Origin of the sequence: Yoonia sp., from assembly GCF_014859355.1 — a bacterium.
In the GTDB taxonomy this organism is placed as follows: Bacteria; Pseudomonadota; Alphaproteobacteria; order Rhodobacterales; family Rhodobacteraceae; genus Yoonia.
Map to the genome: position 1 here is coordinate 1 of NZ_JACUUJ010000023.1, position 25,483 is coordinate 25,483.

The window sequence follows — 25,483 nt, forward strand, 5'->3', positions numbered from 1 at the left end:
CCAGGAAATTCAGTCGCCTGCACTGTTTCAGCCAATTCGGCATCGCCTGTCAGCAGATCATAGGCCGTCAGCGCACGGCGGTCCTGCCCAATCCCCAAGCCAGTGGACGCGTTTCCTTGCGGGTCCAGATCGATCAGCAAGACCTTCTTTTTTTGCTCGGCCAATGCCGCACCAAGATTGATTGCCGTCGTCGTCTTGCCAACACCCCCCTTTTGATTGGCGATCGCAATGATCTTTGGGCCATCAAGAGGATATGCTTGGGTCACGGTGTATCCTTTTCAGGGTGAGGAGTCTGGCAGCAGAATCAGTCAAACTTGGACTGGCTTCAAGGTCAAATTGCCAAGATTGTCGGGCCTCAGCAAGTTCAGCCTCATATCGCTGACCTTTGTGTAAAAGCGCAACACCATCAGGTTGTAAATGGCGATGTATCAATGGAAGCAGTCCAGATACAGACGTTAAAGCGCGGGCTGACACAATATCTGCGTTTTGAGGAACAACTTCCTCGATACGATCGGCGATGACAGTGACGGGCAAAGATAGTTCTCTGGATGCAGTCCGCAAGAATGAGGATTTTCTCTGGTCACTTTCAATTAATGTAAAATGCGCATTTGGCTGCTCCGCTTTGCCAATAATTGCCATAACAATTCCTGGAAAGCCGCCACCACTACCAAGATCAACCCAAGTCTGATAATCCGCTGGTGCGAGTAAATAAAGCTGCATTGAATCAATGATATGTCGGTTCCACAGTTCTGGAACGCTCGCCCTGGAAATAAGGTTTATCCTGGGCGTCCACTTTTCCACCAAGGCTGCGAAAGCCTGTAAATCAGCAATTGTTTCACGTGAAACATTTTGTCCACCAATTTTGCCAGACATTGTCAGGTTCCAAATTTCTCATGGTTCTGTCGCCTGATGGCCGCAACGATCAGCATCAGCGCCGCTGGAGTCATCCCTTCAATACGGCTAGCGTGGGCAAGCGTTAACGGCCGCACAGCCTGAAGTTTCACAACGATTTCGTTGGACATGCCCTTTATCATTGCAAAATCAAGCGTCTCGGGGATGCGTTGGCTTTCATCCCTTTCCATCGCGGCGATATCACGTTCCTGTCGGGCAATATAATGTGCGTAAAGCGCATCTTTCTTAACTTGCTCTCGCACATGAACTGGGGCAGTTGAAACATCAATACCTAATTGATCTAAATGAGAAAAATCAACATCAGTTAAAGCCAAGGCATCAAGAGCAGTGCGGCGCGGCCCATCCGCGTTCAGTTTGACCCCTAGCCCAGCAATATCACGGGCTGACAGACTTATATTCTTAAGGGTATTCCTGAGATCATGGATCTTTGTCATTTTTGACGAGAAATGCTGCCAGCGTGTTTCGCCGACGCAGCCAATATCATAGCCCCGTTCCGTCAATCGCTGATCAGCATTATCGGCCCGAAGCGACAGACGGAATTCTGCACGCGAGGTAAACATGCGATAGGGCTCTGATACGCCGCGTGTGATCAAGTCATCGATCATCACACCGATATATGATTCGCGTCTGCTAAAAATAATCTCGCCCTTGGCGCTAACGGCCGATGCAGCGTTCAGACCAGCAACCACGCCTTGCGCCGCGGCCTCTTCATAGCCTGTTGTCCCGTTAATTTGCCCAGCAAGATATAAACCCGGCATATTGCGCAGCTCCAGCGTTGGCAAAAGCGCGCGCGGGTCAACGTAGTCATATTCAATCGCATAGCCAGGTTGCAGGATCTTTGCTTTTTCCAAGCCAACGATAGACTTTACATAGTCTTCCTGCACATCAACCGGCAGCGAAGTTGATATTCCGTTTGGGTAAACCGTATGATCATCTACACCTTCCGGTTCAAGGAAAATCTGATGCGACGACTTTTCAGAAAACCGGACAATCTTATCTTCGATCGACGGACAATAGCGCGGCCCAACACCTTCTATGTGTCCCCCATACATAGCAGACCGATTAAGGTTTTTACGAATGATGTCATGCGTTCGGTCATTCGTATGCGTAATACCACAGACTACTTGGGGCGCGCTCGTCCGATTTGAAAGAAAAGAAAACAATGTAGGGTTATCATCTCCAGGCTGAACCTCCAAGGAAAGCCAGTCAATTGTCCGCCCATCCAGCCGCGGCGGCGTTCCTGTTTTAAGTCGCCCCAAGGGCAAACCAAAGGAATCCAAGCGCTCTGCCATTTTGACAGAAGGCTTATCACCCATACGGCCCCCAGGACGTGACACATCGCCAATATGAATTATACCGCGCAAAAATGTACCCGTTGTTAAAATAACTGCTCCAGATCTCAATTCGGCGCCATCACTCAAAACAACGCCGACAACCCGATGACCCTCAACCAACAAATCAGTCGCCTCGCCCTCGACAACCGTCAGGTTAGCTTGTTTTCGCATTTCTGCATGCATTGCCGCCTTGTATAATCCGCGGTCAGCTTGGGCGCGGGGCCCCTGCACAGCAGGGCCTTTCTTGCGATTCAAAAGGCGGAACTGTATTCCCGCCCTATCCGCAACCCGCCCCATAACACCATCAAGTGCGTCAATCTCTCGCACCAGATGCCCTTTGCCCAAGCCCCCAATCGCAGGATTGCAAGACATCACGCCAATTGACGATCTGGTCAAGGTTATCAGGGCCGTCCGCGAACCCATCCGCGCGGCGGCATGTGCTGCTTCTGCGCCAGCATGCCCACCACCAATGACAATAACGTCAAAATCGCGATGTTTCACGTGAAACACTCCTCATTTACCGATGCAAAAGCTCGCAAAAATTTCATCAAGCACATGTTCTACATCAACACGCCCCACAAGACTATCCACTGCCCGAATTGCCGCACGCAAATCCTCTGCTATCAAATCTATCATCCCCAGATCATCAACCAACGCCATTTCCACAGCCCCAATAAAAGCAATGGACTGCACCATCGCCGTCCGGTGCCGTTCTCGCATCGCCACCCCAACTGATGCTACACGGTCCTGCAAAGCGCTTGAAATCTGGCTAATCAGGTCATCAACCCCCAGCCCCGTCTTTCCTGAAACGGCAAGCCCCGGGCCAGAAGCAACATCGGCTTTCGCCGACACAAGCAGATCACCAAACACAAATTCTTGTGGTTGAAGATCATCTTTCAACATCATATGGACACGTAAGTCAGCTTTTACTGCCCGCTCCCGCGCGCGCGCCACACCGATACTTTCAACTTCGTCAGTCGTTTCGCGCAATCCAGCGGTGTCAAGAAATGTAACTGGCAGGCCGTCCAAATCCATGCGCACCTCGATAACATCACGCGTCGTTCCTGCGATTTCAGATGTAATGGCGACATCACGTCCCGCCAACCTGTTCAAAAGCGTCGATTTTCCTACATTTGGCGCGCCAATAATCGCGACTTCAAAACCCTCCCGTATCCGCTCGGCAATCCGGACGCCCTCAGATTCCCGCCTCATTTCCGACTTTACCCGGCCAACCAAAGCCAGCACTTCTGGCGTAACATCAACAGGAACATCTTCATCGGCAAAATCAATTGTAGCTTCCAACAGGGCAGCAGCACGAACCAGATCCGTTCGCCAGCCCTCTGCCATTGTGCCCAGCGCGCCAGAAAAAACCCGCACTGCCTGTCGCCGCTGTCCTTCGGTTTCAGCATCGATCAAGTCCGCGAGCCCTTCGACCTGCGAAAGATCTAACACGCCGCTCTCCAATGCGCGGCGCGTAAATTCGCCAGCCTCAGCATGGCGCAAATTTGGCATATCTCCAAGGATTCGCAATACAGCCTTCACAACAGCAGGGCTGCCATGCAAATGCAGTTCAACCACCTCCTCACCGGTAAAGCTGTGATCCTCTGCAAACCGCAAGACAAAGGCTTGGTCCACCAACTGTCCGCAATCGTCACGCAAGCTTCGCAAACCACGCGATACCGGTACATCAGACATCAATAACCCAGCAGCCCACACCGCATGCGAGCCTGAAATACGCACAACCGCAACACCAGCACGGCCTTGCGCCGTTGCCAGAGCAAAAATTGTGTCCATCATGCTAACCAATTATTAGAAAATAATAAGTTACGTATTCATCGAATCGAAGAAATCCGCATTGTTCTTGGTTTGCTTCAATTTCCCAATCAGGAATTCAATCGCATCTGTGGTGCCCATCGGATTCAGGATCCGCCGCAGGACATAGGTCTTTGCAAGGTCAGATTTCTCGATCAACAGTTCTTCCTTCCGGGTGCCGGATTTCAGAATATCCATCGCCGGGAACACACGCTTGTCTGCGACTTTACGATCCAAAACAATCTCACTGTTCCCTGTGCCTTTGAATTCCTCAAAAATAACTTCGTCCATCCGGCTGCCGGTATCAATCAAAGCGGTGGCAATAATGGTCAGTGAACCGCCTTCTTCAATGTTCCGCGCCGCACCAAAAAACCGCTTGGGACGCTGCAATGCATTAGCGTCCACACCACCAGTCAACACTTTACCAGATGAAGGCACAGTCGTGTTGAACGCGCGTCCCAGTCGTGTAATCGAGTCAAGCAAAATTACAACATCGCGCTTATGCTCGACAAGCCGCTTTGCTTTCTCGATCACCATCTCCGAAACAGCGACGTGTCTGGATGCCGGTTCATCAAAGGTTGAAGATACCACTTCGCCTTTTACCGACCGCTGCATATCCGTCACCTCTTCGGGCCGTTCATCAATCAGCAAAACGATCAGATAACATTCAGGGTGGTTCCGCGCGATAGAACTGGCGATATTCTGCAACAGGACCGTTTTACCAGTGCGCGGTGGCGCCACAATCAAAGAACGCTGCCCTTTTCCGATCGGTGCCACCAAATCAATGATCCGCGCAGACCGATCTTTGACCGTCGGATCCTCTACTTCCATGATCAGTCGCTCATCTGGATAAAGGGGTGTCAGGTTATCAAAAGCAACCTTGTGTTTCGCCTTTTCTGGATCTTCAAAATTGATCCGCTCAACTGAAATCAACGCAAAATAGCGCTCATTGTCATTTGGCTCTTTCATCACGCCTTCCACGGTATCACCCGTGCGCAACGAATATTGACGGATCATGTCAGGCGAAACATAGATATCATCAGGGCCGGGCAAATAATTTGCCTCGGGCGACCGTAAAAATCCAAACCCGTCCTGCAAAACCTCTAGAACACCATCACCACCAATGACCCATTCTTCATCTGCCCGCTCCTTGAGAATGGCGAACATCATATCGCCCTTCCGCATAGTCGAGGCGTTTTCAATCTCCAGCTCCTCAGCCAGCGAAAGCAAGTCCTTGGGGCTTTGCGCCTTCAGGTCAGCAAGGTTCAGACGGTGTTGATTCATGAAAATTCCGCGGTCAGCGACATCGCCGACTTCTTGATAAGAGTTTTGGAAAACGCCATCCCGGACGGGATGCAACTTTGCACTTACGCAACCTCGTTCCCCGAGTCAATATTTATGCTAGAAAGGCCGCACTACAACAGCCACCACAATCAGTACCATCAGAACTGTCGGCACCTCATTGAAAAGCCGATAAGCCCGCCCCTTCCGTATGTTTACACCAGCCGCAAATTCCTTGCGCCGTGCCGCCATCCAGCCGTGCGCCCCGGTCATCGCAACCACCGCCAGGATTTTCACCCAAGCCCAGACAGATCCCCAGTCAAAGGCACCCAGCGTCAACATCACCAATCCAGCAAGCCATGCAACAATCATGGCGGGGTTCATAATCACCCGCAAAAGTTTTTCTTCCATGATCTGAAAGGTCTGGTCCAGTTCGGATCCGACAACAGCCCGTTCAGCATGATAAACATAAAGCCTTGGCAAATAGAACAACCCTGCCATCCATGCCATTACCGCCATGATATGTAGTGCCTTGATCCAATCATAATACGTGCGCAGCAAATCCATTGTTTTTCATGCCTTCTGTGTTCACCTCTTCCTAATAAATATAAGAATAAAGAAAAGATGATGTTGTAAGTAGTGTGCCACTTTTTTGTTGGTTATTTTTTATCCGCAAAGTTATCCCAAGGCTATCATGTGGTCTCAGTAACTTATTACCAATATAAAAATAAATAAATATTATTTTATTTCAGTTAGATAACAGGCCATTCTGAATGTAAAACAGCCAAAGAAACGGTTGTTGACCTACCCTACTGCGTTACTTTTCCACAGGTTGGATTTATGCTTTCCCACCGTGGATAAGTCTGATGACGGCAAAGAAGAACCCCGGACTTTTACAGCAGGTTTTATCACGCTAGATGCTACCCACATAAATTGCTTCGACTGACACAAGGTTTTTCCCAAAGGTTGTCCACATGGCAGAACAGATTATCCTTGCTTCCGGCTCAGACATTCGCACCAGAATGCTGCATAACGCAGGCGTTGCCCATGATGTGCAGGTTGCCCGCATAGACGAGGATGCGACCCGTCAATCCTTGCAGTCAGAACAGGCTTCCCCGCGTGACATTGCAGATACATTGGCCGAAATGAAAGCACAGCGCATCGCCACCAGAAACCCCGATGCGCTGGTGATCGGCTGCGATCAAATTCTTGCGCATCATCAGACGATTCTTACAAAACCCGCCTCTCCTTCAGACGCTTTGGCACAGCTTCAGTTTTTGCGCGGTGACACACACCAATTGCTGTCCGCAGCAGTTATCTATGGTGAAGGAAAGCCGCTTTGGCGACATGTCGGTGTTGTGCGTCTGAAAATGCGTGATGCATCTGATAGCTATCTTCAGGATTACATCGCGCGTAACTGGCACAGCATTCGCAATTCTGTTGGGGCTTACAAACTTGAAGAAGAAGGGGTGCGGCTTTTTTCACGCATTGACGGGGATTATTTCAATGTTCTTGGCCTGCCGCTGTTGGAACTCTTGTCTTACCTCACACTTCGCGGAACATTGCCATCATGACCCAAATTCCACGCGCCGCTGTCATTGGTAACCCGATCAGCCATTCCCTTTCGCCGAAACTGCACAATTACTGGCTCAGGCGGTATCAGCTGCAGGGCGAATATGTCGCTCTGCAAGTTGCCGAAGATGCACTTGAAAAAACGCTGCGCCAGATGCCGCAGGACGGATTCATCGGCGCAAATGTGACGATACCGCACAAGGTCAGCGTAATGCAGTTGGCAGATCACATCACAGATAGGGCAACACTGATCGGCGCTGCAAACACCCTGATCTTTAAGAACGATGGCAAGATTTTTGCTGATAATACAGATGGTTATGGTTTTATAGCCAATCTGCGCCAAGGTGCGCCAGATTGGGATCCAAAAGCCGGACCAGCAGCAATATTTGGTGCCGGTGGTGCGGCTCGCGCGATTATTGTGGCGCTTGCAGACGCTGGCGTGCCGGAAATCTTGCTGGCAAATCGCACCCGCCCCAAGGCCGAGGCATTAAAGACAGAATTTGGCACCCGGATTCAGGTTGTGGACTGGGTGCAGGCCAACCTGATGTTGGCCGATGCCCGCACCGTCATCAACACGACATCGCTAGGTATGAAAGGTGGACCGGAATTCAAGGTTTCGCTTGAGGCATTGCGCCCCGACGCAGTTGTCACCGACATCGTCTATAACCCGTTGCGTACACCCTTTTTGCAAGCAGCAGAGGCGGCAGGCTGTATCACGGTCGATGGGCTTGGGATGTTGTTGCATCAGGGTGTGCCGGGTTTTGAACGCTGGTTCGGCAAGCGCCCCGAAGTCGATGAAGAAACCCGGCGCGCGGTTTTGTCATGACCCATGTTTTGGGGCTGACCGGGTCTATCGGTATGGGCAAATCCACGACCGCCCGGTTTTTTGCGGAAGAAGGTATCCCCGTCTGGGATGCTGATGCTGCGGTTCACCGGCTTTATGATGCCGGTGGCGCCGCTGTTGGGCCAATCCGGCAGGTCTTTCCCTCCGCGATTGTGAATGATGCCGTCAGCCGTGAAAAACTGAAATTGATCATCGCCAAAGACCCATCTTCCCTGAAAACGATTGAACAGATCGTGCATCCGCTCGTTTCCGCGGATCGAGGGGTATTTATCGCAGATCATCATGATCCGTTGATCGTGCTGGATATTCCTTTGCTTTTTGAAACCGGTGCTGATGCCTCGCTGGATTCGGTTTTGGTGGTCACGGTGCCGCCAGAAATCCAGAAATCGCGGGTTCTGGACCGTCCGGGAATGACCAACGACCAGTTCGATTCAATGTTGGCGCGGCAAATGCCAGACGCAGAAAAACGCGCCCGCGCAGACCACGTGATCGAAACGCTGACACTGGACGACACCCGTGCCGCTGTGCGACATCTGGTTGCGGAACTGACCGGATAAAAACATGCGTGAAATTGTTCTTGATACCGAAACCACCGGATTTGAACCGCACGAGGGTGACCGGATCGTGGAAATTGGCGCGATCGAGCTTGTCCGGCATGTGCCCACGGGGCGAACCTATCATCAATATATCAATCCGCAGCGGTCAATGCCGGCAGAAGCCTTTGGCGTGCATGGCATTGGGCCGGATCTGTTGGATCCACCCCAAGACCCAAAGCCAGGGCAGGAAACACTGCGCGACAAACCCATCTTCCGTGACATCGCGCAAAGCTTTGTTGATTTTATTGGTGATGCCCGCCTTGTCATTCACAACGCCGCATTTGACATGAAGTTTCTGAATGCCGAATTGGGGTGGTTGAACCGTCCGCTTTTGCCGATGGATCAGGCGCTGGATACGCTGGCGATCGCGCGGCGCAAATTTCCCGGTTCCCCCGCCTCGCTGGATGCGCTGTGTCGGCGGTTTGGCATAGATAATACCGCGCGCACCTTGCATGGCGCCCTGCTTGATAGTGAAATTCTGGCAGAGGTCTATCTGGAACTGATCGGTGGGCGCCAACCTGACTTTGCACTGGCGGCCGATCCGCGGTCACAGGGATCGGATGACGTATCAGGTGGCTGGCGGCCGCAACCCCGCCCATCGCCACTACACGCACGGATCACCAAAGAAGAAGCCGCCGCCCATGCCAGTTTTATCGACAGCTTGGGCGACGGCGCATTATGGAAAAAAGACAGCTGACTTAATTGGGCTTTGCTTTTTCAGCTTCTGCGCGGCGTGCCAGTTCTGTTCTGTAAAGTGCAATAAAATCAATCATTTCCAAGTTCAGCGCGGGGAAACCACCGTCGCGGGTGACATCGCTGACGATCCGGCGCAAGAACGGAAAGGTAATGCGCGGGCATTCGATCAGCAGATAGGGGTGCATCTGTTCATCTGGCACACCTTCCACATGGAAAACGCCAGCATATTCAATTTCCAACACAAAAAGCGGTTCGCCCTTTTCCTTTGTTTTGCTGGTGATGTTCAGCTTTGTGATCACCTCATACTGTTTTTCGGCGTTCCGCTTGCGTGCATCAAGGTTGACCTGCACCTGAATTTCCGGCTGTGCATCGCCCGACACACCCTTTTGGGCCAGAATATTTTCAAACGACATGTCGCGAATGTATTGCGCCAGCACGCGGCTTTTGACTTGGGTCTGTTCGGCGGGTTTCGCGCCGTTTTCTGGTGTCTCTGACATTGGAAACTGCTCCGGTTGAATAAACTTGCTATGTTCCTAGCAGCCTATGGGGTGAGCCTCAATGCTGCGTCCAGCCTGATGGACGATGGGTTGGCTTTTTATCTGGTGTCACGTCTTCGAACTCTGCATCAATGACCCGGTCACGGGGGTGTTGCGGATGGTGTGATCCGGGTGATGCGGTGTTGATGTTCATCCGTGACCGAAGCCACAAAAACGCCTTGCGCCGGATACCCGGCACCAAAAGCGACAGCCCGGCGATATCTGTAAAAAAACCCGGCGTCAGCAGTAACGCGCCGGCAAACAGGATCATTGCGCCATTGGCCAGGGGTTCTGTTGGATCCTGCATGTCCGAAAACGATCGTTGCAGTTTGGCAAACTCGCGCGAACCCTGTGTGCGCACCAGATACGACCCCGCGATTGCTGTCGCGAGCACGATCAAAAGTGTCCACCAAACCCCGATCAAACCGCCAACCTGTATGAAAAGCGCGATTTCGATCATCGGGACGATGATAAAAGCAATTAGAAGCCACATTTGCGGAACCTTTCGTAACTTGTGCGGGGGGTAAGGTGGACTTGGCCCCGACGGTGACCTACATAAGGTTCGCATGGATGGGTTTCCATGGCTTGACGTGAAAGAGGTCCGAATGAACTCTCCGATTATTCAGCTTTTGGTGCTTGCGGGCATTGCTGTTTTTCTAATTCTGCGCTTGCGTGGTGTGCTTGGCACACGCGAAGGCTTTGAAAAGCCTGCCGTCACGCGGACAGGTCCAGGAAGTCTTGGCAGAAAGCCGGAATTCGACGTCATAGAAGGTGGTCCTGATCTGGACATCACAGACCACGTTCCCGAGGGCTCAGACCCCGCAAAAGCGCTAGCCGCGATCAAGCGCGCGGACCCGTCATTCAACGTCAGTGAATTTTTGGGCGGTGCGCGGGGTGCCTATGAAATGATCCTGATGGCCTTTGAAAATGGCGAATTGGACAATGTCGTGCCCTTCATTTCCGAAGATGTATATGAAGCGTTTTCAACTGTCGTCGATGATCGTCAGCAAAAGGGGCTGACCGTCGACGCGACCTTTATCGGGATCAGCGACATGAGCCTGAAAAACGCAACATTTGACGAAATGACCAAAGAGGCCGAGGTGACAGTAAGCTTCAAAAGTGAAATGACATCGGTTGTGCGCGACAAGGATGGCGCGGTCGTCGAAGGTAGCCCGAAAGAGATCAAGCGCCAAAAAGACACTTGGACCTTTGCGCGCAAGGTCGATTCCGACGATCCGAACTGGCGGCTTGTTGCCACGGATGCATGATGCGGTGTGATGGCTTATCTCACGTATAAACGCCTTGATTTCGATGACTTGAACGGATGGGCGGCGGATGATCTATCCGCCGCTTTTTCTGTTTTTAGCACGACATGCGCGGATATTGTTGACCCTGATTGGAAACATCTGTGTCACCTGGCCCAAGCAGGACCCGACCCCCGGCAATTCTTTGAAACCGAATTCCGCCCTGTGCTGATCGAAGATGGCGCGCCAACGCTGTTCACGGGATATTTTGAGCCAGAGCTATTGGGTGCGCGCCAGCAAGGCGGCGATTATCAGTGTCCCATATACGCGTTGCCTGATGATCTGTCATCGCGCAAACCCTATTATACGCGGCGCCAGATCGAACAGGACCAGGCTCTCGCAGGTAAAGGGCTGGAACTGGCGTGGCTGGCCGATCCGGTTGACGCGTTTTTTCTGCATGTGCAAGGGTCCGGCCGTATCCGCCTATCCGACGGGGATGTAATCCGCCTTGGTTTTGCGGGCAAGAACGGGCGCGCCTATACGTCAGTTGGTAAGGTGCTCGCGGATCGTGGAGTGGTTGCAGCAGACGGTATCTCGGCTGCGGTCATTCGTGATTGGGTGTGGGCCCACCCGGATGCAGGCCGTGCTCTGCTGTGGGAAAATCAAAGCTATGTCTTTTTTCGCGTCCTGAACGAAATTTCACCGGATGACGGCCCGCTGGGTGCGATGAACAGGTCAATCACGCCCGACCGGTCCATCGCGGTTGACCCTGCCTTTACGCCGCTGGGCGCGCCGGTGTGGATTGAAAAATATGGCGCTGACCCGATTAACCGCTTGATGATCGCGCAGGATACCGGGTCTGCCATCAATGGTGCGCAGCGCGCGGATATCTTTTTTGGCACTGGTGATGCCGCAGGCCAAAAGGCCGGGTCCATCAAGGATGGGGGCCGCATGGTTGTTCTGTTTCCCAAAGGACTGGTGTGATGCGTCGCCCCCGCCATCTGTCATCCGAGGAACGCGCACTGTGGGACCGTGTTGCTGATCGCGCAACGCCACTGGAACCGCAGCGCCAGCAGGCTGTGGTGGACCGCCCCAAGCTGAAGAAACCCGTCCCCCGGTCTGATCCGATGCCCGATTTTCGCGTTGGCCAATCTGCCGATATGACACGTCCACATGATCTTTCGCCACAATTGCCTGACCGGTTGGCACGTGCAACCATCAACATGGACCACAAGGCATTTGGCAAAATGACACGTGGTAAACTGAAGCCAGAGGCCCGGATCGACCTGCATGGCATGACTATGGCACAGGCGCATCCTGAACTGGTGGCTTTTATTCTGGGGTCACAGGCGCTGGGGCGGCGTTTGGTGCTGGTCATTACCGGCAAAGGCAAGGACCGCGACGATGGCGGCCCGATCCCGACCCGCTATGGCGTGTTGCGCCATCAGGTGCCGCAATGGCTGGCCCTGCCACCCTTGGCGCAGGCGATTTTGCAGATTACCCCGGCGCATCTGAAACACGGCGGGCATGGTGCCTATTACGTTTACCTACGTCGCGGTAGGTAGTTGCCGGATCGCACGCTTGAGAGGGGCGATGCTGATCAACGCAGCCAGCAAAAAGGATGCGGCAAATACCAGCATCTGTTGTTCAAAGCCAAAACCAAGGTCAATCAATACCCCTGACAGCCCTGGCCCGATTGCTGTGCCCAAGACCATCACGGCTGCAACCATTGACTTGATGGATCCGATGTTGCGTGTGCCAAAAAATTCGGCCCAGATTGCGATGGGCAGTGTCGCCTGCCCGCCACCTGCTATCCCCATCAGAACGACGGCGATGGCAGACCAAGCCGGGGTGGGCGCATACCAGTGCAGCGTAAAGGCAATGCACAACGGTAACAAATAGATCGGAAACAAGCGCCCGGCTCCAAATTTGTCGATCGCGGCACCATAGGCAAAAGATGATGTAACCAGCGCCACCGTGCCCAAGGGCAACATGGCAACAATACTCAAATGATCCCAGCCTTTGATTTCCGCGAAATGGACCTGGTGAAACCAGAACGATGTGCCAAACGCTGGAAAAAACAAAAGTGCTGGCATCAGGGACCAAAACAACGGATGGCGCAAAACGTCTTTGCGTGTCCAGTGTTTACAGTCCATCCCGACAACGTGATCCTCTGCCAGGCTGGATTGTGGTGTGCGTTCCAATCGCAACAACCGATAAAGGACGGGCATCAGCAATAAAGCGATGATGCCGGTCCCGAACCACAGTGTCTGCCAGGCGAAAAACCCCTTTAACCAAACAAGAGTTATCGGCATCGCCGCTTCTGCCAGCATGATCCCTAGCGATGCGATGGCCAGCGCACGTCCGCGGGTGGCGATGAACCAGCGCGCCATGGCAACAAGTGCCACGTGACTGACCATGCCCTGCCCGAAAAACCGCAATGCGAAAATCACGAAGGGCAACATGGCGGCATAAGGGTTGATTGCCATGGCAAAGCATGATGATGCCAAAAGCCCGACCACCAGAATACCAAGTGTGCGAACGCGAAACTTGTCCACAAGCCCACCCATGAAAACCATCGCAACAGCAGAGGCGGCAGTGCTGAACATATAAATCAGCCCCCATTCACCATTTGACAGCCCGAATTCAGCCCGTATTTCGCCGCCAAACACAGCAATGAAAAACGTCTGGCCAAAGCTGGACAGCATGGTCAGTAGTGCGCCGACCAACAGAAATGGCGCATTGTCGCGGACGAACCGCACATATGTGGCAAAACCGATCATGCGCCCTTATTGATTGCGAACGACGGGATGTAAAAGAACTAAATCAACCCGAAAGGATCAAAGCACGTAGCGGCTAAGGTCGGTAGATCGGGACAGTTCGCCCAGATGCTTTTCAACAAAATCAGCATCAACAGCTATTTCGTCGCCACCCCGGTCAGGCGCGTTGAACGATAGATCCTCGAACACCCGTTCCATCACGGTGTAAAGCCTGCGCGCACCGATGTTTTCCACCGCCTCGTTCACCTCGGCTGCGATTTTTGCCAGTGCCGCGATGCCATCGGGGGTGAAGGTCACGATGACATCTTCGGTTTTCATCAAGGCAGAATATTGCCGCGTCAGCGCGTTGTCGGTTTCCGTCAGGATGCGCACGAAATCTTCCATCGTCAGCGCACGTAATTCCACACGGATCGGCAGACGCCCCTGCAATTCGGGCAGCAGGTCCGACGGTTTGGCAACGTGGAACGCACCGGATGCAATAAACAGGATATGATCGGTCTTGATCGGGCCGTGCTTGGTGGAAACGGTCGTGCCTTCGATCAGGGGAAGCAGATCACGTTGCACGCCTTCGCGCGACACATCCGCACCGCGCGCGTCGGCGCGGGCGCATACCTTGTCGATTTCGTCCAGAAACACGATGCCGCTTTGTTCGACCGCTTCCATTGCGGCCTTGGTCACGGTTTCATCATCCAGCAGCTTGTCTGCCTCATCCGCGATCAAGGCATCATAGCTTTCGGCCACGCTCAGGCGCTTTTTGACCGTCCGGCCTCCCATTTTGCCGAACAGTTCGCCCAGGTTCATCATGCCGCCCATGCCACCGGGCTGGCCGGGAATTTCAAAACCACCCAGCGGGTTTGACGTATCGGCCAGTTCAAGTTCGATCACCGTGTCATCCAGTTCACCCGATTTCAGTTTCTTGCGAAACATCTCGCGGGTGGCGTCGCGGGCGTCGCTGCCGGCGATGGCGGTAATCACGCGTTCTTCGGCGGCGTGTTGCGCTTTGGCTTTGACGTCGTCGCGCATGTGTTCGCGGGTATCCAGAATGGCAGTATCAACCAGATCGCGAATGATCTGTTCTACATCACGGCCAACATAGCCGACCTCGGTGAATTTTGTCGCCTCGACCTTGATGAACGGCGCGCGGGCAAGTTTTGCCAGACGGCGGGAAATTTCGGTTTTGCCGACGCCGGTCGGGCCGATCATCAGGATGTTTTTCGGGTAAACCTCGTCGCGCAGGTCGTCGCCCAATTGCTTGCGTCGCCAGCGGTTGCGCAGGGCGACCGCAACGGCGCGCTTGGCCTCTTTTTGGCCGATGATGAACCGGTCCAGTTCGGATACAATTTCACGGGGGGTCAGGTCTGTCATGTCAGTCCTTACATCAAAGAAGGGGGAAGCCTGTGCAGGGGTACGATCCCAGGCATCAGGCACAAGATACGGGCGCGGATCCGTTCCCAGAACGCACCCAGCGATAGCAAGACAATACCAAGGATAAGCACGGTCAGCGCGGCGCCGTCACCATCCATCATCGTGGCGGCAAGGGCCACAATATAACCGATGGCCGCAATCAGAAACGAACGCCGGTCAATGACAATGGCGATCAGGGCAAAGAATGCCAGAAAACCCAGCAGGATTACATCAGCCAAAGCGGTATCGCTGTCCAAAAGCGTCAGGGCGACGGTATTCACAAGTGCGGGGGCCGCAACGACATGAAGCCAGAACCCGTTTGCGCTGCGACGGGTCACGCGGTGTGGGTCGCTCATGTCAAAGACCATCGCGATTCCAAAAACCACCAACCCCAGCGCCAGCGTGATAAAGGCGAACGGCCCGCCAGCGGACAGCAGAAAAAGGTCACTAAAGCTTTCCACCCTGCCGCCGCGACTGGCCGTGAAAACGATGGCCACGGCAAACAGGCCAACTGCGATCATCGCCATGGCGAAAGGCACGCGAAACCGCCACCAATAGGCCGCCAGCGTCAGCGTGGCCAGAAACAGCGGCAATGGCACGCTGGAATAGTCGTTTTGCGCAACCATAAAGGGCTGCATCATTCCCGACATGAACCCAAATGCGGCATTGCCGGCAAACATGACCGACAGCGCAATCGCAGGGGCTACCATGCGCCGTTTGCGGATAAAATATTCGGACAAAAGCCACAGCAAGACGCCGCCGATCGCTGCGATCATCATTGCATAGCGGGTCACATCGACAATTCTGTCGCCCAGCACCAATGACGCAACACCAAACCAGCCGAACCCCAGAATCATCAGGCCGATCACGATGAAAATTTCGTTGAACCCTTTGAACAGTTCGAACGGTTCGTCGCCTGCAGTCAGGTTTTCGCGCGCACCACGGCGGCTGTCGGCAAGGCTGACCAATGCGGCGGCCTGTTTTTCGCTTAGCAATCCGCTGCCAATCGCAGCGCGAAGATCGTCACGTTCGATCATCCGATGCTTTCCACCGTCAGATTGCCGTTGGTGTAAACGCAGATATCGGCGGCGATTGCCATGGCGCGGCGGGCGATATCCTCGGCTGACAGGTCGGTGGTTATCAGGGCGCGCCCGGCGGCCAAGGCATAGTTGCCACCTGATCCAATGGCGGCAACGTCGTGTTCGGGTTCCAGCACATCGCCTGCGCCGGTAATGATCAACAATTCCTTGCCGTCGCTGACGATCAGAAACGCCTCCAGCTTTTGCAAATACTTATCGGTGCGCCAGTCCTTGGCCAGTTCCACCGATGCGCGGGCCAATTGCCCCGGCGTTGCCTCCAGCTTTTTCTCAAGCCGTTCCAGCAGGGTGAAAGCATCAGCTGTCGATCCCGCAAATCCGGCGATCACATCCTGCCCGCCGGGCGACAGGCGACGCACCTTGCGGGCGGTGCCCTTGATCACGGTCTGGCCAAGGCTGACCTGACCGTCACCGGCGATAACCACCTTGCCACCCTTGCGCACCCCAATGATTGTTGTGCCGTGCCAGCCTGGGAATTGTTCGCTTGCCATCGTCCGCTCCTGTTTGTTGGGTCATATATGGCTGGGCGGCTGCGGCCAAACAACCCCGGCGCCGCGTCCGATGACCAGACATGAAAAGGGCGCCCCAAAAGGGACGCCCGATGTCGCATATCCTTGGCGGATCAGATCGATTCCTTGATCCAGCTTTCCAATGCGGCTTTTGGTGCGGCACCGGTTTTGTTTGATACGACCTGCCCGTCCTTGAAAAGGAACATCGCCGGAATACCGCGCACACCCATCTGGGCAGGCGCATTTGGGTTTTCGTCAACGTTTACTTTGACGATCTTCACCTTGCCCGCCATCTCGTTCGAGATTTCTTCCAAAGCGGGGCCGATCATGCGGCAGGGGCCACACCATTCGGCCCAAAAATCCACAACGACGGGGATGTTGGACTGGCGCACTTCGGCGTCAAAGGTTGCGTCAGTTACAGCTACGGTGGCCATCGGCTTACTCCTTGGCGATATATTATCTGTGCTGAACGTAGGCACGCGGTAAGCGATGGTCAAGGGATGGGCAAATTGGCCAGCGCACCCGAAAGCAGATCATCGGGCAGCAGTGTCAGCCGCCCTGACGCCGTCCAAAGGATCGCAACTTGCACCGGCATGTCGGGGTAGATTTGCCCCAGTGCATGATGGTAAACCGCCATCTGGCGCAGCAAACCGGCGGGCGTTTGCGCCGGATCATCAGGGATGACGGCGTTTGATTTGTAATCGACCGCTAAAATGCAGTCTGTCGCGATTAACAGACGATCAATCGCGCCGTGAATACGGCCAATACCGGGAATATCGGCTGTGATATCCACTTCGGTCAGTGCATTATCCGCCCACAGATGCGCCAGCGCAGGGTTATCCAGCAGGGAAATCACCTGTGCGACCAGCGCGGGGTCATCCTGTTCAATCAAACGCAGACCAAATTCCATCCGCTTGGCCGGCGCGATTACCGGCAGATGTTCCAATAGCCGGTGAATCAGCGTGCCACGGGCCATCGCGTCAGCATCATTCCCGGTCACGTCGCTTGGCAAGGTTTTTTCCCCAGGCAATTCAGACGGCGCGCGCGTCGCAACGCGGTCTGGAACAGGCAATGTGCCAAAGACGGGCAGAGTGATGTCAGGTATCGCAGTTGATTGCGTCGTCACAAGCGTGCCGACGTCCCAATCCAGATGCGATACGCGCCGCACAGGCAAATCACCTGCCTTCGCATCATAAACACCGCAGCCGTCCATCCCGCTGGCCACGATATTATGCCAACTGTCATCATCTTCCTTGATATTCCCTGCCGCGCCAACGATCAGCCATTTTTCAGCCCGCGTCATGGCAACGTAAAGCAGGCGCAACCGTTCACGGGCCTGTTTGGCGACAACCAGGTCACGCAGATTGGTCACGGCGGGCGCGCTTTCTGCTTTGGGGGTTTTCCAGACGACATGTTCGCCATGTTCGCCAGCGGGCAGCAGCTCTGCCTTGATGTCGGTCTTGGGTTGCACGGTGTCGGGCAGAATGACGATGGGCGATTCCAAGCCCTTGGCACCATGGACAGTCATCACACGAATTTGGTCGCTTTGGCTGTCCATCTGGCGCTTGACTTGCAGATCGTCGGTTTCCATCCAGATCAGAAAGCCCGTCAGGCTGGGGACACCGGTGTTTTCATAAGCGAGGGCCTGGCTCAGGAGCGCGTCAATCCCGTCTTCGGCTTCCGGCCCCAGACGTCCCAGCAGGTTGCGCCGCCCGTCGTGCCGGGTCAGGATGCGTTCGATCAGGTCATAGGGGCGCAGGAAATCGGCCTCTCGACGTAGATCATGCAGGATTTCCAATGTTTCAGGGTAATCCCCGCTGCGCAGCGCGGGCCACAGATGGCCCTTTTCCGGGCGGTGATGCGCCAATGTGAACAGGTCTTGTTCCGACCAGCCAAACAGAGGCGAGCGGAGCGTCGCAGCCAGTGACAGATCATCCTCTGGCAAGGCTAGAAAACTCAACAACGCGGCCAAGTCCTTGACCGCCAGCTCGGCCCCCACGCGCAAACGATCGGCGCCCGCGATTTTCAGACCTGCAGCTTTGCAGGCGCGGATGATCTCGGCGAAAAGGTCTGACCGGCGCTGGACAAGGATCAGGAAATCGCCCTCGCTGATCGGACGGCGCTGAAAGACACCGGTTTCGCCGATTTCAACAGGGATCGTTTCCTGCGCGATCATACGTTTTATCTGCCCTGCAATCCGCGCCGCCATCAGCACATTATGGTCCTGTGTGCCGGGCTGATCGACGGGATCCCACCAGTTGCCGCTGTCGTCATTGCCCGCCTTTTCAATCGGTGGCCAAAGATCGACGCGGCCCGGCATCGCGTCCTTGAATGCAATATGGTTCAGTTCATCGTCCATCCCCGCCGCGCGGTCGCCGGTAAAGGTTGCATCAACCACGGACAGGATTGCCTGCGATGACCGGAAAGAATGATCCAGCGATGTGACAACAAAGGGTTTCTGCACGGCGCGATGGGATGCATGAAACAGGTTTTTCATCTGGTTAAATGCCGCCGGGTCGGCACCTTGGAACGAATAGATCGACTGTTTCTTGTCACCTACGACAAAAACCGTGCGTTCCCTGTCAGACCGCGCGCCGATGCCTGCGGCAAATTCCTGTGTCAGGCGTTCGATCACCGCCCATTGGGTCGGGCTGGTGTCCTGCGCTTCGTCCACCAGCAGGTGATCAATGCCGCCATCCAACCGGAACAGCACCCATTGGGCGACGCCCGGATCGGTCAGCAGCGCGCGCGCCTTGCGGATCAGATCATCAAAATCCAGCGCACCCATCGCCAGCTTGCGCGCCTCATATGCCGGAACAAAGGCCTGGCCAAACCGATAGATGACCAGTGTGCGTTCAAGTGCCTGTAAAGCAAGCCGGTCTTTGCGTGCGGATTCCACGCGGATCATCAGCGGTTCAATCGTTTCCATCAGGTCGCTGTGGGCCGTGCGCGTCGCCTTTGTGGGGAACGATCCTACCTTTGCACCAAAGGGGTTTTTTGTGCCTTCACCAAACAAAAACACAGTTTCCAACGTTTGCAGGTCGCGCAATGTCGGGTGGTCGCCGGGGCAGAACCCGGCCAAAGCGGTTGCCGCCTTTTGGTCATTTGTGCTGCCTGTCGCGCAAGCCGTGCGCAGGTCGGCGATTGCGGGGATACTGTCGGCGTCAAAAACCTGCGCTATCAGGCTTTGCGGTGTCAGTGTTGGATCAACACCAAGAAATTCGCAAATCACATCCCTTGAGGTTTCGCATGCGAAACTATCCCGCTTTGCCGCCACCTCGGCCGTCAGTCTCGCCAGATCAGCGCCGGTAAACAGCGCCAGCAGGTCATGCACGGCCTGTGAATCTACGCCCGTGACCAGTGTATCCATCACTTCTTCGCGCAAAAGCTGCGCATCGCGGTCTTCCATTTCGCGAAATTGCGGGCTGACGCCCGCTTCTAGCGGAAAACGGCGCAGGATACCGGCACAGAACGAATGGATCGTCTGAATCTTCAGCCCGCCCGGCGTTTCAATCGCACGGGCAAACAACGTGCGCGCAGCCCTTAGCTGTTCCGCATCAATCACGCGGTCAACGCCAAGGCGGCGCAGGTCATCATGCAGCGCGTTATCGGCCATCATCGCCCAGGCACCCAGCCGCTTGAACAGACGGTTCTGCATTTCGGCGGCGGCGGCCTTGGTATAGGTCAGACACAGGATGTTCTGCGGGTCCACCCCATCCAATAACAACCGCGCCACCCGGTCGGTCAAGACGCGAGTCTTGCCTGACCCGGCATTTGCCGACAGCCACGTCGAATTGCCTGGATCGGCGGCATCGACCTGTCGTTGGGTGGCTTCATCGCGCATTATGTCAGCACCTCTGGATGCGGGTCATCGCTGATGTCCCATTCGCCATAGCGCGACAGGTGGTCGTAATCGCTGCGATCGTCTTTGGAAAACAGCGCCATCCGGGCGGTATAGCCCCGGTCAATCCGCTGCCAGTTGGTTAATAGCGTTGTGAAGTCGGCCCAAACCTGATCTGCGGGGTGGTTTTCCAACGGGGCGGGAACAATTTTCATATCCGTGTTCACGCCCAGAAAATATGCACCCTGCACCGGCAATGCACCCATGCCCTTGAATGCGCCACGCGTGACCATGGCGGACTCTAATAGCAATTGTTTGTCAAATTTTTCCTGTTGTTTTCCTGTGGGAACGATCCCTGTCTTGTAATCATAGATCAGCGCCGCGCCACTGGGTGTTACGTCGATCCTGTCGGCCTTGCAGGTCAGCGTGACGCCAACCTGTGGCACGGTGATTTCCCCCCATTGTTCGACCTTGCGGGTGTCGGCCAATGCTTGGCGCTCGCGCTCTTGCGCCAGAAACATATCAGCCGATCTTTCTATCCGTGCCAGCCATTGCGCCCGGATCGTGGGCCATGGGCATTGGGCGGTAAATTCTTGCTGGGCGATCTTTATCAGGGCGGCGCGGTCATCAGGCGTGTGCCCTTCCGCGATGAAACGTTCCAGAATTTTGTGCACGATAATGCCCCGCAGTGGCGCATCGGCACTAGGCTGCAACGGGTCAAGCTGGTTCAGCCGCAAGACATTGCGGGCATAGATGGCAAAGGGATCGCGGATCAGGGTCTTGATCTGCGTCACGGATATTTTTTTCGGTCGCGCGGCCAGCGGTGGGCAGGGTGCTGGGCGTCGTGCCGCCGCGATGCTACCGGTTGGTGCCGATAACTTTGCTGCCATCGCGGCCCAATGATCGCCCCGGTTTCGCATTGCCAACAGCGCCTCTGGCCCATTTTGCGCAGGCAAACCGCTAAGCAGGTTTGTCAGCCGGTTCACCCAGCGCGATGGCACGGTTTCTGCGTCAGATGACCGTTTTGCACGGGTGATCCAAACCTCGCGCCCAGCGATGGCCTGCTGGTAGTCATGCGCCGACAGGCCGATCTGGCGTTCCGGTAACAGCAAGCCGGCGGTCTTGCGCATGGTGCGGTTCAACCATGGATCAGGGGGCGGGGCTTCGGGCCAGGTGCCGTCGTTCATGCCGCCCAGAATGGTCAGGTCAACGCCCTGCACCCGCGCCTCTAGTGTGCCCCAGATCAGGATGCCGGGGTGGCCCTTGTCGGGATCGCGCACGACACCTTCGGCGATGATGGCCCCGAACAGGGCGGCATAATCGCGGGGTGACATGGTACCGCCCGCGTCTGCATTGTGATCCAGCATATCGCAGATGCCCCGCGCTTCGCGGCCTGCGGTCTCTTGCCAAAGTTCCCCTGCACCTGTGGCGTTTGGTCCAGCGGCAAGGGCTTCGGCCATGGCCAGATGTCGTTTTACGTGATCGGTCAGAGGCAGATCAGACGGATCATCAAGGCCGGTGATCAACCCTGCCAGCCATGCGATCCAAGCCGTGCGGTCTGTGTTTTCCCCGGCCCATTTTGCCAGGGTTTCCACTGTCGGAAATGGCGGACCCGAGCGCCGCAGATGCAGTTCCAATTCCCGTGTGTGCAACAAATGCGGCCCGCGCTTTGGCCCATCGGAATGGCACAGTGGATGTTTCAGCAGCGTCAGCAGGCCCGCGCCCGTGAGCGGTTTGCCAAACAGATCGGCCACATGGCGCAGAAACCGCCCCGGCGGTGACAGGGCCAGCGGCAGGCCCGCGCTGTCATCTGGCGTGATGCCCCAACGGTCGAGCGCCGCCGTTACCTGCCGCGTCAGCATCCGGTCGCGGGAAATCAGTGCGGCGGTGGTGCCATCTTCGGCCGCTTGGCGCAGGCGCAGGGCGATGGTTTCCGCCTCTGTCCTTGGCGATGCGGCCTCGACCAAGGTCAGCCCTTGCGTCGCTGTGATCATGCAGCCCAGTGCCGGCCCTTCGGTCAACCATTGGTTTGTGACAGGGGCAGGGCGCAAAGACAGTGAAACAAGCCCGTTACGCGCCGGACGAACGGGCGCAAGATCAGTCCAAGGCGCCACATCGCCGGGGTGAAACCCGATCAGGTCCATCAGGTGACGAAACCGGAATTGCGGGTGATCCTCGGCGGTCATGGCGTTATCCATGCTGTGCCAAACCGTTTCAGGCAGATCAAAATCAAACCCAGGCAACACGATCGCCCCCTGCGGCAGCCGTGCCACTGCCTGCATGAACAGCGCCGTTGCCCCGCGCGATCCGGTGGACCCCGCGATAATGACAGGGTCTTGCGGAGGTGTCTTGGCCCAACGGTTGGCCAGCGCGTTAATCACCATGCGCTGACGTGCTTCCTTGTCGGGTTCGTCGGGGACGTCGCTGAAATAAGGCGCGACAATGTTCAGAAATTTCTGCGCCCGTTGCCAGTGGCCTGACTGGTCTGTAACGTCCAGCGCCTTGATGTCGTCGGGGCTGACGCCTTCGCCCTGCATTTCATCCATCAATTTTGCCAGACTGTCGGACAGATCGTAAAGCGCTGTGCGCGGGGCCAGGTCGGGTTCTTTTTCCAGCAGTTCGGACACCAATTGTGCAAGCTGCAACCGCCGTCGCAGCGGCGATACGGCAGGCGGCAGGTCTGCCAGCGGGTCGATCGCAAGATCGGTGATCAGACGGATCCGGGGTAACAGGCGCGGCGGACCCGCGTCAAAAACAGCGCGGATCCGCCGCTGCATTCTTGTTGTGTTCACATAGATCGTGACCCGCGCCAGATCGGTGGGGACCATGCCCGTGCTGCGTGCCAACAACCCGCGCACCAGACCTTCGGCAAAATCGACACCGGGGGCTGCGCCAAAAATGCGTGGGCTGTCGCTGGGGTCAAACATGCAACATTGCCTCGGCCAGCGGAATGCTGTCAGGTTGGCCGACATCGCACCACTGGCCCGGGTAAATCACACCGAAAAGCCCGCCGCGCGCCGCCATCTGATCCCAAACCAAGTTCATGGAAAACACCTCTTTTTCGATGGTGGCTAATGTGTCTGTGCGGATCATCTGCACACCTGAAAAAACATGCGCAGGTGCGCGGGTCAGGCGCCCCTTGGCGTCCATTGCAAAATCGCCTTTGCCCGTGTGGCCGACGACCTGTGCCGGTGGCACCAGAAGCAACAGCGCCTCTATTTCATCGCGCCATGCGCTGCGCAGTTGTGCAACAGGGTTCGGGCCGCGCCAGACGGCATCGGTATTCATCGTGATCACGGGATTGCCCGGCAAAAGCGGCAGCGCGTGCCGCAACCCGCCACCGGTTTCACGCAACAGATCGGTTTCGTCTGAAATGGCAATATCACGCCCTGCCAGATGCCTGCGCAACATATCAGCCTTGTAATGTGCATTGACAACCCGAAGCCCCTGCCCTTCCGTCAGGTCCAGAGCGTGGTCGATCAAGGCACGTCCTGCGACCTTGATCAGCGGCTTGGGCCGGTCGTCTGTCAGCGGGGCCATACGGGTGCCACGCCCGGCAGCAAACAAAAGGATAGGCATTGTCATCGGCGCAGCCTTTCCAGCAGGGCAGCATCTGGCGCGGGAAGGCAATCCAGCGTTGCGCTGCGCAACCGTGCCAATGCCGGATGTGCCAGATCGCGCATCAGGTTTTCCCAGACGCGGGGGATCAAATCAATGTAATGTGGTTTGCTGCGGGTTTGCGCCAGACGGGCGAACACCCCAAGAATACGCAGGTTGCGCTGGGCACCCAAGCAGGCCAGTTGCGGGCGAAATGCAGGCCCCATGCCCGTGACGTGCATGAAATATTCGGTCATATTTTCTACCAGTCCCGCGTCTATATCCCGCCGCACATCCCGCAACAGCGACGCCAGATCATAGCCAGCGGGCGCGAAGAACGCATCCTGAAAATCCAGCAGGCCGACGCGCGCCAGCCCGGTCTGATCCGGCCGCCAGATCAGGTTTTCGGCGTGAACGTCGCGCAACGCTAATGTGTCAGGGTGTGGCGCCAGTGTTTGGAAATGCCTGATCACTTCCTGCGTCAGGTCGATGACATCGGTCTTGGCGTAAAATTCACCTGTGATACTAACCATATCGCCAGCGACCTGCGGGGTAAGCTGAGGCAATGTAAGGTCAATTGTTTGATCGTGCAGGTGCGCCAAGACATCAATGGCGGCACGGTAAAGCTGTGGGGTGTCATGCGGGTGGCGCAAAAGCCAGTGGGAAAAATCCTCTGTTCCAAGATCCGACAGCACCATGACGCCAAGCTCTGGCGCATGCGCCAGCACCTTTGGCGGGCAAAGGCCAACGGACTCAAGCCAGTGGGCCAATCGGGCAAAGGGGCGGGTGTCTTCGGCATTTTCGGGTGGCGCATCCATCAGAATGACGCTGGCGTCACCCCTTAGCAGGCGCTCATACCGTCGGGCAGAGGCATCGCTGGCCAAGGGCACCCGCTGCCAGCCTGCCCAGTCGGACTGTTCCAAATACCGGGAGATCCGAGCAGCACGATCATACATGCAGATCGCCAAGGCGCTTGCCCCATGCATCAGGCGCGTCAATTATGACGCTATGCCCGTTGTCATGTGCTGCGAAACGCAGGCGCAGCGCATTTTCAGGGGCGTCATCGCCCAGCCGGTCGGGCCATTCGATCAGGCAGATGGCGGTGTCAAATGCGTCGTCGAGCCCCAGTTCAAAAATTTCATCAGCATGGGTCAGCCGGTAAAGGTCGCAATGCCAGATGTCGCCGGCGGGATCCTCGTAGGTTTGGATCAGCGTAAATGTCGGCGATGGCACTTCTTCTTGCCGGCCAAGACGGGCGCGGATCAGCGCCCGGCTGAACGCCGATTTTCCGGCACCGATTGGCCCTTCCAGCAAAATAACATCACCCGGGCGCAAGATAGGCGCAATCCGCCCTGCCAGTGCGGCGGTGTCAGATTCCTGCGGCAGGGCCAGATAGGTAGAGTCAGCGGACATGGTGCCAAGACTATG

Annotated in this window: 25 protein-coding genes; 7 read left to right on the top strand and 18 right to left on the bottom strand. The window is 55.8% G+C overall.

What is annotated here, in order from left to right:
* The 6 genes from IBX59_RS09610 to hemJ all read right to left on the bottom strand — a co-directional run.
* On the bottom strand, positions 1 to 266 hold a 266-nt coding region (locus tag IBX59_RS09610; protein WP_296374900.1), incomplete at its 3' end, for a ParA family protein.
* Positions 244 to 873, bottom strand: coding sequence for a 16S rRNA (guanine(527)-N(7))-methyltransferase RsmG (rsmG, locus tag IBX59_RS09615; protein ID WP_296374903.1), 630 nt, complete (start codon positions 871 to 873; stop codon positions 244 to 246). The genes rsmG and IBX59_RS09610, both read right to left, overlap by 23 nt.
* 2 nt (positions 874 to 875) lie before the next feature.
* Positions 876 to 2,756, bottom strand: a complete 1,881-nt coding sequence (mnmG, locus tag IBX59_RS09620) for a tRNA uridine-5-carboxymethylaminomethyl(34) synthesis enzyme MnmG (protein WP_296374905.1) — start codon at positions 2,754 to 2,756, stop codon at positions 876 to 878.
* 3 nt (positions 2,757 to 2,759) lie between these two features.
* Positions 2,760 to 4,040, bottom strand: coding sequence for a tRNA uridine-5-carboxymethylaminomethyl(34) synthesis GTPase MnmE (mnmE, locus tag IBX59_RS09625; protein ID WP_296374988.1), 1,281 nt, complete (start codon positions 4,038 to 4,040; stop codon positions 2,760 to 2,762).
* A 30-nt stretch (positions 4,041 to 4,070) separates the two neighbouring features.
* Complete coding sequence (rho, locus tag IBX59_RS09630; protein WP_296374907.1) at positions 4,071 to 5,342, bottom strand: transcription termination factor Rho; 1,272 nt, start codon at positions 5,340 to 5,342, stop codon at positions 4,071 to 4,073.
* Positions 5,343 to 5,459: 117 nt separating this feature from the next.
* Complete coding sequence (gene hemJ / locus IBX59_RS09635) at positions 5,460 to 5,906, bottom strand: protoporphyrinogen oxidase HemJ (RefSeq protein ID WP_296374908.1); 447 nt, start codon at positions 5,904 to 5,906, stop codon at positions 5,460 to 5,462.
* A gap of 407 nt (positions 5,907 to 6,313) precedes the next feature.
* Here hemJ and IBX59_RS09640 point away from each other — a divergent pair, with 407 nt between their 5' ends.
* Genes IBX59_RS09640 through dnaQ form a run of 4 tightly spaced genes read left to right on the top strand, consistent with a single transcriptional unit; the run spans position 6,314 to position 9,048 of the window.
* Positions 6,314 to 6,913: a Maf family nucleotide pyrophosphatase gene (locus tag IBX59_RS09640; RefSeq protein WP_296374910.1), complete on the top strand. Its 600-nt coding sequence runs from the start codon at positions 6,314 to 6,316 to the stop codon at positions 6,911 to 6,913.
* Positions 6,910 to 7,737: a shikimate dehydrogenase gene (locus IBX59_RS09645; protein WP_296374912.1), complete on the top strand. Its 828-nt coding sequence runs from the start codon at positions 6,910 to 6,912 to the stop codon at positions 7,735 to 7,737. The genes IBX59_RS09640 and IBX59_RS09645 overlap by 4 nt, the downstream gene beginning before the upstream one ends.
* Positions 7,734 to 8,312 (top strand): dephospho-CoA kinase, encoded by a 579-nt coding sequence (coaE, locus tag IBX59_RS09650; RefSeq protein ID WP_296374915.1) that lies wholly within the window; start codon positions 7,734 to 7,736, stop codon positions 8,310 to 8,312. Before IBX59_RS09645 ends, coaE begins: the two co-directional genes overlap by 4 nt.
* Positions 8,313 to 8,316: 4 nt before the next feature.
* On the top strand, positions 8,317 to 9,048 hold the full coding sequence (gene dnaQ / locus IBX59_RS09655; protein WP_296374916.1) for a DNA polymerase III subunit epsilon: 732 nt from the start codon (positions 8,317 to 8,319) through the stop codon (positions 9,046 to 9,048).
* Position 9,049: 1 nt separating this feature from the next.
* Here the strand turns inward: dnaQ and secB are convergent, their stop codons facing one another.
* Positions 9,050 to 9,544 carry a protein-export chaperone SecB gene (gene secB / locus IBX59_RS09660; RefSeq protein ID WP_296374918.1) on the bottom strand — a complete coding sequence of 165 codons (495 nt, stop codon included), beginning with the start codon at positions 9,542 to 9,544 and terminating at the stop codon, positions 9,050 to 9,052.
* A 58-nt stretch (positions 9,545 to 9,602) separates the two neighbouring features.
* Positions 9,603 to 10,076, bottom strand: coding sequence for an FxsA family protein (locus IBX59_RS09665; RefSeq protein WP_296374922.1), 474 nt, complete (start codon positions 10,074 to 10,076; stop codon positions 9,603 to 9,605).
* A 112-nt stretch (positions 10,077 to 10,188) separates the two neighbouring features.
* On the opposite strand from IBX59_RS09665, the gene IBX59_RS09670 reads away from it, so the two are divergent.
* From IBX59_RS09670 to IBX59_RS09680, 3 genes are read left to right on the top strand one after another with little or no spacing between them, the layout of a single operon-like run.
* Complete coding sequence (locus tag IBX59_RS09670) at positions 10,189 to 10,851, top strand: Tim44/TimA family putative adaptor protein (RefSeq protein ID WP_296374923.1); 663 nt, start codon at positions 10,189 to 10,191, stop codon at positions 10,849 to 10,851.
* A gap of 9 nt (positions 10,852 to 10,860) precedes the next feature.
* Complete coding sequence (locus tag IBX59_RS09675; protein ID WP_296374926.1) at positions 10,861 to 11,811, top strand: murein transglycosylase A; 951 nt, start codon at positions 10,861 to 10,863, stop codon at positions 11,809 to 11,811.
* Positions 11,811 to 12,392, top strand: coding sequence for a Smr/MutS family protein (locus tag IBX59_RS09680; protein ID WP_296374928.1), 582 nt, complete (start codon positions 11,811 to 11,813; stop codon positions 12,390 to 12,392). Before IBX59_RS09675 ends, IBX59_RS09680 begins: the two co-directional genes overlap by 1 nt.
* Here the strand turns inward: IBX59_RS09680 and IBX59_RS09685 are convergent.
* The 10 genes from IBX59_RS09685 to tsaE all read right to left on the bottom strand — a co-directional run bounded on the left by IBX59_RS09685 (position 12,375) and on the right by tsaE (position 25,468).
* Complete coding sequence (locus IBX59_RS09685; RefSeq protein ID WP_296374930.1) at positions 12,375 to 13,610, bottom strand: MFS transporter; 1,236 nt, start codon at positions 13,608 to 13,610, stop codon at positions 12,375 to 12,377. The two genes, IBX59_RS09680 and IBX59_RS09685, sit on opposite strands and share 18 nt — an antisense overlap.
* 57 nt (positions 13,611 to 13,667) lie before the next feature.
* Positions 13,668 to 14,972, bottom strand: a complete 1,305-nt coding sequence (gene hslU / locus IBX59_RS09690; RefSeq protein ID WP_296374932.1) for an ATP-dependent protease ATPase subunit HslU — start codon at positions 14,970 to 14,972, stop codon at positions 13,668 to 13,670.
* 8 nt (positions 14,973 to 14,980) lie between these two features.
* A complete protein-coding gene (locus IBX59_RS09695; RefSeq protein ID WP_296374934.1) occupies positions 14,981 to 16,048 on the bottom strand; it encodes a hypothetical protein in 1,068 nt (355 codons plus the stop codon).
* Positions 16,045 to 16,599 (bottom strand): ATP-dependent protease subunit HslV, encoded by a 555-nt coding sequence (hslV, locus tag IBX59_RS09700; protein WP_296374936.1) that lies wholly within the window; start codon positions 16,597 to 16,599, stop codon positions 16,045 to 16,047. The genes IBX59_RS09695 and hslV overlap by 4 nt, the downstream gene beginning before the upstream one ends.
* 131 nt (positions 16,600 to 16,730) lie before the next feature.
* Positions 16,731 to 17,096, bottom strand: a complete 366-nt coding sequence (trxA, locus tag IBX59_RS09705; protein WP_296374989.1) for a thioredoxin — start codon at positions 17,094 to 17,096, stop codon at positions 16,731 to 16,733.
* Positions 17,097 to 17,110: 14 nt separating this feature from the next.
* Positions 17,111 to 20,461, bottom strand: a complete 3,351-nt coding sequence (addA, locus tag IBX59_RS09710; protein WP_296374938.1) for a double-strand break repair helicase AddA — start codon at positions 20,459 to 20,461, stop codon at positions 17,111 to 17,113.
* Complete coding sequence (addB, locus tag IBX59_RS09715; protein WP_296374940.1) at positions 20,461 to 23,385, bottom strand: double-strand break repair protein AddB; 2,925 nt, start codon at positions 23,383 to 23,385, stop codon at positions 20,461 to 20,463. The genes addA and addB overlap by 1 nt, the downstream gene beginning before the upstream one ends.
* A complete protein-coding gene (locus tag IBX59_RS09720; RefSeq protein ID WP_296374943.1) occupies positions 23,378 to 24,043 on the bottom strand; it encodes a nucleotidyltransferase family protein in 666 nt (221 codons plus the stop codon). Before IBX59_RS09720 ends, addB begins: the two co-directional genes overlap by 8 nt.
* Positions 24,040 to 25,011 (bottom strand): phosphotransferase, encoded by a 972-nt coding sequence (locus IBX59_RS09725; protein ID WP_296374944.1) that lies wholly within the window; start codon positions 25,009 to 25,011, stop codon positions 24,040 to 24,042. The genes IBX59_RS09720 and IBX59_RS09725 overlap by 4 nt, the downstream gene beginning before the upstream one ends.
* On the bottom strand, positions 25,004 to 25,468 hold the full coding sequence (gene tsaE, locus IBX59_RS09730; protein WP_296374946.1) for a tRNA (adenosine(37)-N6)-threonylcarbamoyltransferase complex ATPase subunit type 1 TsaE: 465 nt from the start codon (positions 25,466 to 25,468) through the stop codon (positions 25,004 to 25,006). The genes IBX59_RS09725 and tsaE overlap by 8 nt, the downstream gene beginning before the upstream one ends.
* Positions 25,469 to 25,483: the final 15 nt, after the last annotated feature.